This window comes from Streptomyces sp. NPDC007971, assembly GCF_042958635.1.
Lineage (GTDB): Bacteria > Actinomycetota > Actinomycetes > Streptomycetales > Streptomycetaceae > Streptomyces.
The window spans coordinates 1-1,478 of sequence record NZ_JBIBJK010000088.1; the positions used below are offsets into that span (position 1 = coordinate 1).

The 1,478-nt window shown below is 65.2% G+C and carries 1 protein-coding gene; it reads left to right on the top strand.

The window, feature by feature from the left end:
* Nucleotides 1-134 precede the first annotated feature (134 nt).
* Nucleotides 135-1,394: an IS256 family transposase gene (locus ACFZCP_RS45890; RefSeq protein WP_391443267.1), complete on the top strand. Its 1,260-nt coding sequence runs from the start codon at nucleotides 135-137 to the stop codon at nucleotides 1,392-1,394.
* Nucleotides 1,395-1,478 lie beyond the last annotated feature (84 nt).

Consider the following 1,478-nt stretch of genomic DNA (forward strand, 5'->3'; position numbering starts at 1 on the left):
GAGGGTGTACACCAGGTTGTGTGAGTGGCGGTTGATTGCTCCTGTCTAGTCTGGTTCCTGCTCTGAACAGAAAGTGACGCACAGTGATATCGAGGCAGGAATCCGAGGCAGGCCGGTTAGAGGCGGCGGAGCGGGTGGCGCGGGTGTTGTCGCCTGAGGCGATCGACGCGCTGATCGAGGACGCGAAGGAGTCCGGGATCGGTCTGGACGGCCGGGACGGGCTGCTGCAGCAGATGATGAAGCGGGTGATCGAGCGGGCTTTACAGGTCGAGATGGCGGATCATCTCGGCTATGAGGCGGGGGATCCGGCCGGGCGGGGCAGCGGGAACAACCGCAACGGCAGCTTCGGGAAGACGGTCACGACCATGGCCGGTCCGGTCACGGTGGAGGTGCCGCGAGACCGTAAGGGCGAGTTCGTCCCGCAGATCGTGCCCAAGGGCACGCGCCGGCTGGGGCAGGTCGACGAGATGATCCTGTCGCTGTACGCCCGCGGCATGACGACCAGGGACATCACCGGGCACCTGGCGGAGGTGTACGGGGCCGAGGTCTCCCCGGCGCTGGTCTCGAAGGTGACCGATGTGATCACGGACGAGGTCACCAGCTGGCAGAACCGGCCCCTCGACGAGTGTTACCCGATCTTGTACATCGACGCGATCCGGATCAAGGTCCGTGACGGCGGACACGTGGTCAGCAAGGCCGCCCACCTGGTCATCGGCGTCGATGTCGACGGCATCAAGAACGTGCTGGGCATCTGGCTCCAGGAGGGCGAGGGCGCGAAATTCTGGCTCCACGTGCTGACCCAGCTCAAGCACCGCGGCCTGCGCGACGCGCTCATCGTGTGCTGCGACGGCCTCAAGGGCCTGCCCGAGGCGATCGAGGCCACCTGGCCCGCAGCGATCACGCAGACCTGCGTCGTCCACTTGATCAGGGCGGCCATGAAGTACGTGTCCCACACCGACCGCAAGAAGGTCGCCGCAGCCTTGAAGCCGGTCTACACCGCCGTCGACGAGGGTGCCGCACTCGAAGCCCTCGAGCGGGTACGTGAGGACTGGGGACGGCACTACCCCGGCCTGGTGGCGGTGTTCGAGAACGCGTGGGAGCAGTTCATCCCGTTCCTCGACTTCGACCAGGACATCCGCCGCGTCATCTACACCACCAACGCGATCGAGTCGATGAACCGCAACCTGCGCAAACTCGTCAAAACCTCCGGGCACTTCCCCTCCGACGACGCCGCGATGAAACTGCTCTACCTCGGCATCCGCAACATCGAAGGCCGGCACATCGACGGCGACGGGAAGATCCCCACCGGCCGCATCCGCGGCACCGGAACCCTCGGCTGGACCCGCGCCATGAACCAGTTCAAGATCCGGTTCGGCGACCGGCTCCCCCTCTGACCACCATCAACCCACAGTAACCACCACAGGCACCAGAACCCATGGAGCAGAACACGCATCACACACAAACCAGTTGACATCCCC